The following is an 8,318-nucleotide window of genomic DNA, read 5'->3' on the forward strand; positions in this document are numbered from 1 at the left end:
ATCAGGTAAAATAATGATAGATGCATACTGAAAAAGTAGTTATTCTGACCGGAGCGGCGGGAGGCATTGGAAGCGCCACAGCCAATAAATTCGCTGAGGAAGGATATAAAGTTGTGCTTTGTGATATTGATAAAACCGGTTTATACGCTTTGTCAGAATCTCTGGATCAAAAATACGGAACGGAATGTCTGCTGTTGCCCGGCGATCTTTCAGATGCTGTTTATCTGGAAAGTATAGCAGGAAAAACAGTAGAAAAATGGGGTAGGATAGATGTTTTGGTCAATAATGCTGCCTGGCGGACAATTGAAAGTTTACGGACAATACAAATACATAATTGGGAAAAGACGCTGAAAATTTGCCTGACCGCTCCTGCTTTTCTGACCAAATGGGTTACCTCGTTGATGGAGCACAAGCAAATCGGAGGTGTCATTATTAACGTCACAAGTATGATGTCCGAACGTCCATCGGGAACTAGTCCGGCTTATGTTGCTGCCAAAGGAGCACTGGAAAGTCTGATCCGGGAATCGGCGGTAACCTATGGGCGAAGTGGGATCCGCGTTGTGGGCGTGGCGCCGGGTTTTATAGAAACTGAACTTAGCAATGATTATACCAGTCCGGATGGACAGAATATCAGTGACCGCATTATTCAGGAAATTACAGATTACACTCCTCTCGGAAGAGGAGGGAAATCCAGTGAAGTGGCAGAAGCTATTTTTTGGTTAAGCTCAGATTCAGCCTCCTACATTACCGGTACAACGGTATTGGTCGATGGTGGTTTCAAGCCGAATTTCAGTAAATATTCTATTAAAAAACAACAGTTCCCTGACGAATTTTGAAAACAATCTGGAAATACGAATCTTTTTTACCGGATGTATCTGAGCAGTATCGCCTGTCATTGGGAGAAGGCCAGACCCCGCTGGTGAAATCAGGATTTATCGGTAAAGCCTTGGGTTTGAATAATTTGTATTTCAAACTGGAAAGCCTGAATCCTACCGGTTCTTACAAAGACCGGTTTGCAGCCGTATTGGTCAGTCAAATGAGAGCGGCCGGACAAAAGGTCTGCATAGCTACGTCGAGCGGAAATACCGGAGCAGCTTTGTCTGCCTACTGTGCCGCTGCGGGTATTACGTGCATGCTGGTGGTGGTCGATGGCGCTCCTGAATCAAAAGTGAAGCAAATGCAACTCTATGGCGCGCAGATTTTGATGGTAAAGGATTTTGGGAAAAATGCTGAAATAACCAGCAGGGTCTTTGATGATCTTGAAAAAATATGTTCTTCCAGGCAATTGCCGCTGCCGATCAGCGCATATCGCTACTGTTCATCTGCGATGCAGGGCGTGGAGACGATCGTTTATGAAATACTTGAGATGCTTCCTGACGGAGTCGATCAGCTTTTTGTTCCGGCGGGTGGCGGCGGTCTTACTTTGGCAATGACAAAAGCTGTTCTTTCTTCGTCATCCGGCATTAAAGTCAACTGTGTACAACCCGAAGGAAATGATACCATTGCCTCTGCATTAAGAAACGGGAAAATTCATGCAGCAGCTGTAAGTGCTTCTATTACAGTAGTAAGTGGCTTGCAGGTGGCAAGTGTAATTGATGGAGATCAGGTCATTGAAAATTGCCGGAAGCTGGGTGGAAATGGTTATGTAGTCAATGATGCCGATGTTTTTAAGTGGGAGAAAATGCTGGCCCGGAAAGAAGGCATTTTCTGTGAGCCGGCAGGAGCAGTGGCATTAGCCGGATTGGAAGAAGCCATTGCAAGAAAAGAAATTGGAAAAGATGAAACGGTGGTTTGTCTGGTCACCGGGAGCGGTTTCAAAGATATGATGTCTGTGGACAGGCATTTCGATTTACCGGAGGTTGAGACTTTAAACCGACAGGACTGTATTTCGACCCTCGAACAATACCTGTAAAATTCTTGCGTGAAGAGGTGGTATTTGCTCTAAAACAAAATTTAAAGGATGAAATTTTACTATGAATGAAATGGCAGGTGAAATGAATCCGAAATCAAATATTTATCCCTGGATCATTGTGGCGCTGCTTTGTGTGGTAGGTTGTCTTAATTACCTGGACCGGACAATGATCACCACCATGCGGGGATCTATTTTGCAATCCATACCGATGACCGACGCGCAGTTTGGTTTGCTAACTTCATTGTTTCTCTGGGTTTATGGCTTACTAAGTCCGTTGGCAGGTTTTCTTGCTGACCGCTTCAATCGCAGCCGGGTTATTATCGGCAGTTTATTTGTATGGTCCATTGTTACCTGGTTTACTGCCCATGCCACCACATTTGAAGAATTATTATGGACGCGTGCGCTGATGGGGATCAGTGAAGCATGTTATATACCCGCAGCCCTTGCATTGATCACCGATTATCACCGCGGAAGTACCCGTTCACTGGCTACCGGTATCCACATGGGCGGAATTATGATCGGACAAAGTTTGGGATTTATCGGAGGCTGGCTGGCGGAAGATCGTACCTGGAATTTTGCTTTTAATATATTTGGCGGGATCGGAATGGTTTATTCTTTGGTTCTTCTTTTTACCCTTCGTGACAAAAAAGAGGGTGTTCAGGAAAAAATTGTATTAACAAATCTGCCGGTTATCAGTTTCAAAAATGCCATTAAAGATCTGTTTAAAAACCGATCTTATCTTTTGGCCATGGGTTTTTGGGGTTTGGGCGGCATGGTAAGCTGGATGGTCGTGGGCTGGCTTCCAACCTATTATAAAGAGCATTTTAATCTTTCCCAAACGATGTCTGGTATGTATGCGACGGGTTATTTTCATACTGCATCTTTACTTGGCGTTTTAACAGGAGGATATCTTGCCGACCGGTGGAGCCGTAGTTTTCCAAGAGGCCGCATTATGGTTCCGGTCATCGGCCTTGTTGTAGCTGCTCCAGGAATTTTTATTGCAAGCAGCACCACAATTTTAGCCGTTGCAGTGGTGTGTTTTATGATCTATGCGTTTACACGTACATTTCTGGATGCCAATATGATGCCTATTCTTTGTATGATCGTAGATCCAAGATACAGGGCTACCGGTTATGGTGTGCTGAATATGATCTCCTGTATTATCGGAGGGTTGGGATTATATGCCGCAGGTGCATTGAGAGATGCGGAAATAAACCTTGAAAGAATGTTTCAGGTAGCAGCAGTCACTTTACTGGTATGTGCCGGGCTGTTATATTTTGTCAGGCCCGGTAAGGAGAATGAAAGTATTTAGTCTATAAAAACATATAAACCATATTGTTACTTTTTGAAAAATGGATTTAGAAAAATTAAAAGACCAGCTTTATGTTGCCGTTTTGTCGGATGTACTGGATAAGCTTGGTTATACCAGGCAGGCTACAAGAATTACTTTTTTTTCCTACACCGGTATTTCGAAGATGATAGGGCGATGTAAAACTACACTTTGGGCCGATATGTATGATGTGGATCCAAATCCTTATGAACTTGAACTTCAGGCGGTGGATTCCTGTCAGCCGGGCGACATTCTTATTGCCGCGGCGGGAGGTTCGACCCGTTCCGGAATATGGGGCGAACTGCTTTCCACAGCTGCGGGTAACAGAGGTTGTGCCGGTGTGATCGTGCATGGCGGTGTGCGGGACATCGACAAAATGAGGGAGATGAAATTTCCTGTTTTCGCCATTTCAAAAAATCCTTATGATAGTCAGAACAGGCAACGTGTTGTGGACATGGATATTACCGTGGAAATAGACGGAGTAAAGTTCCGGCCGGGCGACATTGTAATGGCTGATGAAGACGGGATTGTGGTAATTCCCAAAGAAGTGGAGGCAGAAGTTATCCAGGCTGCTTTGCAAAAAATAAATGCTGAAAACATCACACGCGATGCTATTAAAAATGGAATGAAAGCAGTGGAAGCATATCAAAAATACGGCGTATTATGAGTAAGAAAATTGTAGTTACCGGCGAAAATATTCCAAAAAGTTCCCTGCCTTTTTCGCCCGGAATTATTTCCGGAGATTACCTTTTTGTATCCGGACAAGCCTCCGTGGATGATCAGGGAAACATTGTTGACGATACTTTTGAAGAAGAATGCAGGCGCTCTTTTAACAATTTGAAAAGGATTGTAGAAGCGGCGGGTGCAAGTCTGGATGAGGCTGTGCAGGTGCGGAATTATGTTGGAAAACAAGAATACCTTTCAGAGTTTAATGCCATTTACAGAGAATATTTCAAAGAGCCTTTTCCTGCACGCACAACGCTTATTGGCTGCCTGGGAGAACTACTGAAATTTGAGGTGGATGCAGTGATTTATGTAGGAAAGTAAGATCAGGTTTTCATATTTAAAGTTAATGATATGGCAATCAATCCAGTGCCCAAAAAGCGTATTGCACTTCTTGGTATTTACCATGAAACCAACACTTTTATTGAAACACCAACAACTTTGGATGATTTCAAAAATGGGTATTGGCTGGCTGGTAATGCTATACGAACGGAATATGAAGGAGCTAACCATGAAATAAGTGGTGTTATTGATCTCATTGACAGTAGCATTGATATGGAACTGGTTCCGGTTTTGTATGTCTCGGCAACTCCCGGAGGACTGATAGAAAAGGAAACTTACGAGTATATCGTAAACCAAATGATGCTGGCACTTGACGCGGTGCTTCCTGTCGACGGCTGTATTGTAGTGCCCCACGGAGCCGGCGTTGCAGAATCTTATGCTGATATGGATGGGCATTGGCTTGCATTATTAAGAAATAAATTAGGGATGGAAATTCCTGTTACCGGTACATTGGATCCGCACGCTAATGTGAGTCATGTTATGGTTGCTGCTACGGATGCGCTGGTGGCTTATAGTACCAATCCGCACGTTGATCAGTATGAAACGGGGCGGCGGGCAGCAACCATTATGGCAGAAATGTTAAGAGGGAATATATCTCCGGTGCAGCAATTGATACAGCTTCCGCTGGCGATCAGCATTGAGCAGCAATATACTTCTCACGAACCATGTAAAAGTTTATATGCTTATGCACAGAATTTTCAGTATCAATATAAACTGCTTTCAATAAGCGTGCTGCTGGGATTTCCGTATGCCGATGTAGCCGAAATGGGCTCAGGCTTTATCATCATAGGTGATAAAAATACTTTGGCAAGGAAAGTAGGGTTTCTGGCTGATAAGGGAGGTGAGCTTCATGCATATATGCTTGCGCGGAAGAAAGATTTTAACGGTAGCAAAAATGATATAGAAACACTTCTTACTTCACTTTTAACTATTCCCAGGCCTGTATTAATGCTCGACATGGGAGACAATGTGGGCGCGGGATCGGCCGGGAACAGTACTTTTCTTCTTGAATATCTGGAAGGCCAGAACATCAGCAAACTATTTATTTGTATTCATGATTCATTGGCTGTTCAGGAAGCGTGCAAACATCAGCCGGGAGATTCTTTTGAATTAATAATAGGTGAAAAAGGATACAAATCTATGGTTTTGCTCAAACAGATTTCTGACGGAATTTTTACCGAAGATACGCCCAAACACGGCGGCTTTGTAAATTATGATATGGGTATTACCGCCATTGTAGAAACAGCGAAAGGGAATACAATGATGCTGACAACAAAACGAACTCCTCCATATAGTCTGCGGCAAATGACAGCTTTTGGAATTGAACCCGGATCTTTTGATATCATTATAGCCAAAGGAGTAAACGCTCCAATTGCTGCTTATGAGCAGGTTTGCCCAACCATTATGCAGGTAAATACGCCTGGTGTTACGCAGGCCGACATGACTTTATTTAAATATAAAAACAGACGAAAACCGATGTTTCCATTTGAATAGCAGAAAAATTTTTATCAATTATATTGTTGATTTAGAGGACTTTAATTCTCATTGTATATTCTTAATTATGAAAAATTACGCCGTTAAGAAACTCATCGATTTGCCGTTTTATACAGAAGGGCCGTCGGTGGATCAGGACGGCAACTTTTTCTTTTCAGCTTTAACAGCGGGTTTTGCAGGGAAAATTGATAAAGAGGGAAAGTATACAAAATGGGCAACAGGAAGCTGTCCGAATGGTCAGGTAATTTTGCCTGATCATGCGCATTGGTTCTGCGATAGCCAGCAGGCTGGTATCAGTCGTTATGATGCTTTGGGAAATTTTATGGGTTATGTTATTCAGTACCAATGTGCAGGTTTTGCGGTGAGTTCGCCCAATGATTTAATACTTGACAAACATCAGAATTTATACTTTACGGATTCTGTAAGACACGAAGGGAAAGTGTTTTTCAAAGGACATGATGGAAAAGAATTTTTAGTAGCTGGTAACATCGATTATGCCAATGGGCTGGCACTTTCACCGGATGAAAATTATTTATATGTGGCGGAAAGCTATCAAAACAGGATCCTTGTTATTGAACTCAGCGAACCGGGTATTGCTAAAAACAAACCCGGAGTTTTTGCCCGGTTGCCATCTCATTTACCAGGAAAAAAAACGGACAATCTTCCCGACGGGTTGGCGGTGGATGCTGACGGGAAATTGTGGGTCGCCCATTATGGAATGGGAGCTATACAGATTTTGAGTTCTGGCGGTGATCTGCTTTTTACAATTGATACCGGCCTTCCGCTAACCAGTAATCTGTGCTTTGTGGAAGAAACCAGTTCATGCCAGATTTTATTGGTAACGGGAGGATATGACGAGCCGGGGCCGGGAGCCGTTCTTTTGATTACTGTTGATCAATGAATATTTCTTAAATGCGCCCGGAAATGATAAATTATTCTTACAGTTTGTTATTGATTTTTATGATGATAATTTCAGAAACGAAGGCTCAGCAAACAATTCACTGGGCTCAGCTGCCACCGCTTCCAACAGAAAAAGGCTGGGCAGGAATGTATGCAGGAGTAAGTCATAATATGCTGATTGTGATGGGAGGAGCCAACTTTCCTGACAAATATCCCTGGGAAGGCGGCAAAAAAAAATGGTATGATGATATTTATGTCCTTGAAAATGGTAAAAATTGGGTAAAAGCAAATGAAAAACTAACAGAGCCTTCTGGTTACGGAGTTACTGTTTCGTATCAGAATAAAATTATTTTAATCGGCGGAAATAATGAAAATGGCCATCTCAGCCAGGTAACTGGTTTTGAATGGGACGGAATGAAATTGCTGAAATCTGCTTATCCACAGCTGCCTGTTCCGCTGGCCAATATGGCCGGTACCCTTGTTGATGATATCATTGTCATTTTTGGAGGAAGCAGTTATTCTTCAGGAAGTGCATTAAAAAAATGTTTTGCGCTTGATTTGAAAGATTTGTCTGCCGGCTGGTTTGAGCTGGAAGCCCGGCCCGGACCAGAACGTCTGTTTCCGGTTTGTGCTTTTTATCAGGGTCAATGTTATTTGTTCGGCGGGGAAACATCAGCCATTAATTCCAAAGGAATAAAATACAGGTCTATATTATCGGATAGTTACCGGCTGACTTTGCATAAAAATGGCGGGAACTGGAAAAGCGAATGGCAAAAGCTGGCACCGATGCCCAAAGGAATATCGGCTGCTGGTACTGTGCTACCGGTACTGAATAATGATCGCTTTCTGTTTTGGGGTGGGATCGATGCAATTACAGCTTTGTACCAAAATCCTGAAACGCACCCTGGTATTACCCAAAGTATGCTTTACTATTTTCCCGAAACGGATCGCTGGGAATATGCTGGCGAACAAACTGAAATTCTGTCAAAAGTTACATTGCCGGTTGTGTTCTGGAATAACCAATGGGTGTACGTCAGCGGTGAAATAAAACCCGGAATACGGACGCCCACAGTGATAGGAGTACAGTAGTTAAATAGCGCAACCGGCTAAAAAACAAATTTGCGTATATCTATTAGCGTTGCTAATAAAAAGTCGTAAACATCAGATGTGAATTTTTTATCAAATCGTCATTCCAATGAGATCAAATAAAAGTTATAAGTTTTTTACTAACGACAGATCAGCTATGATACAAAAAACGGTATTGAGAGTGAGTCTTTTTATAGCCGGTACTTTCTTTATGGGATCCATAGGAAAGGCGCCGGATGAAGTTTCAGGGCTCAGTGTTCCGGAAGGTTTTACCATTGAAAGTGCGATTGCATCGGATTCAATTTCTTATCCAATGTTTGCCAGCTTCGACGGCAAAGGGCGCCTTTTTGTTTTTGAGTCTACTGAACCCAATATCATGGGAACTGTTAAAATGCTTGCGAATCCGTCCTATCACATCCGTCTTTTAGAAGACGTGGACGGCGATGGTAAGTTTGAAAAAAATCAGATTTTCGCAAGAAATATCCCTTTCCCGAAGGGCGGAGTCTTCTATCAGGGCAGTTTATATGTTAC

9 protein-coding genes are annotated in these 8,318 nt (G+C 42.9%); all 9 read left to right on the forward strand.

Annotated elements, in window-relative coordinates; all coding sequences use genetic code 11:
* Positions 1-20 precede the first annotated feature (20 nt).
* Complete coding sequence (locus FDK13_RS32355) at positions 21-836, forward strand: SDR family NAD(P)-dependent oxidoreductase (protein ID WP_137344162.1); 816 nt, start codon at positions 21-23, stop codon at positions 834-836.
* A complete protein-coding gene (locus FDK13_RS32360; RefSeq protein WP_220417483.1) occupies positions 833-1,912 on the forward strand; it encodes a pyridoxal-phosphate dependent enzyme in 1,080 nt (359 codons plus the stop codon). Before FDK13_RS32355 ends, FDK13_RS32360 begins: the two co-directional genes overlap by 4 nt.
* 82 nt (positions 1,913-1,994) lie before the next feature.
* Positions 1,995-3,224: an MFS transporter gene (locus tag FDK13_RS32365; RefSeq protein ID WP_229216315.1), complete on the forward strand. Its 1,230-nt coding sequence runs from the start codon at positions 1,995-1,997 to the stop codon at positions 3,222-3,224.
* Between the two features lie 40 nt (positions 3,225-3,264).
* Positions 3,265-3,909 carry an RraA family protein gene (locus FDK13_RS32370; RefSeq protein WP_137344165.1) on the forward strand — a complete coding sequence of 215 codons (645 nt, stop codon included), beginning with the start codon at positions 3,265-3,267 and terminating at the stop codon, positions 3,907-3,909.
* Complete coding sequence (locus FDK13_RS32375) at positions 3,906-4,289, forward strand: RidA family protein (RefSeq protein ID WP_137344166.1); 384 nt, start codon at positions 3,906-3,908, stop codon at positions 4,287-4,289. Before FDK13_RS32370 ends, FDK13_RS32375 begins: the two co-directional genes overlap by 4 nt.
* Before the next feature lie 30 nt (positions 4,290-4,319).
* Positions 4,320-5,801 carry a M81 family metallopeptidase gene (locus FDK13_RS32380; RefSeq protein WP_137344167.1) on the forward strand — a complete coding sequence of 494 codons (1,482 nt, stop codon included), beginning with the start codon at positions 4,320-4,322 and terminating at the stop codon, positions 5,799-5,801.
* 67 nt (positions 5,802-5,868) lie between these two features.
* On the forward strand, positions 5,869-6,702 hold the full coding sequence (locus tag FDK13_RS32385; protein WP_137344168.1) for an SMP-30/gluconolactonase/LRE family protein: 834 nt from the start codon (positions 5,869-5,871) through the stop codon (positions 6,700-6,702).
* 23 nt (positions 6,703-6,725) lie between these two features.
* The gene (locus FDK13_RS32390; protein WP_137344169.1) at positions 6,726-7,790 is read left to right on the forward strand and encodes a Kelch repeat-containing protein; all 1,065 of its coding nucleotides are present in this window, start codon (positions 6,726-6,728) and stop codon (positions 7,788-7,790) included.
* A gap of 106 nt (positions 7,791-7,896) precedes the next feature.
* Positions 7,897-8,318 (forward strand): DUF7133 domain-containing protein (locus FDK13_RS32395; RefSeq protein WP_445438718.1); only part of this gene is annotated, 422 nt, incomplete at its 3' end.

It is taken from the genome of Dyadobacter frigoris (genome assembly GCF_005280585.1).
Classification (GTDB): Bacteria; Bacteroidota; Bacteroidia; order Cytophagales; family Spirosomataceae; genus Dyadobacter; species Dyadobacter frigoris.

Coding starts and splice junctions, on each gene's coding strand:
- FDK13_RS32355 (WP_137344162.1), top strand. CDS start 21: ATGCATACTGAAAAAGTAGTTATTCTGACCGGAGCGGCGGGAGGCATT.
- FDK13_RS32365 (WP_229216315.1), top strand. CDS start 1,995: ATGAATCCGAAATCAAATATTTATCCCTGGATCATTGTGGCGCTGCTT.
- FDK13_RS32370 (WP_137344165.1), top strand. CDS start 3,265: ATGGATTTAGAAAAATTAAAAGACCAGCTTTATGTTGCCGTTTTGTCG.
- FDK13_RS32375 (WP_137344166.1), top strand. CDS start 3,906: ATGAGTAAGAAAATTGTAGTTACCGGCGAAAATATTCCAAAAAGTTCC.
- FDK13_RS32380 (WP_137344167.1), top strand. CDS start 4,320: ATGGCAATCAATCCAGTGCCCAAAAAGCGTATTGCACTTCTTGGTATT.
- FDK13_RS32385 (WP_137344168.1), top strand. CDS start 5,869: ATGAAAAATTACGCCGTTAAGAAACTCATCGATTTGCCGTTTTATACA.
- FDK13_RS32390 (WP_137344169.1), top strand. CDS start 6,726: ATGATAAATTATTCTTACAGTTTGTTATTGATTTTTATGATGATAATT.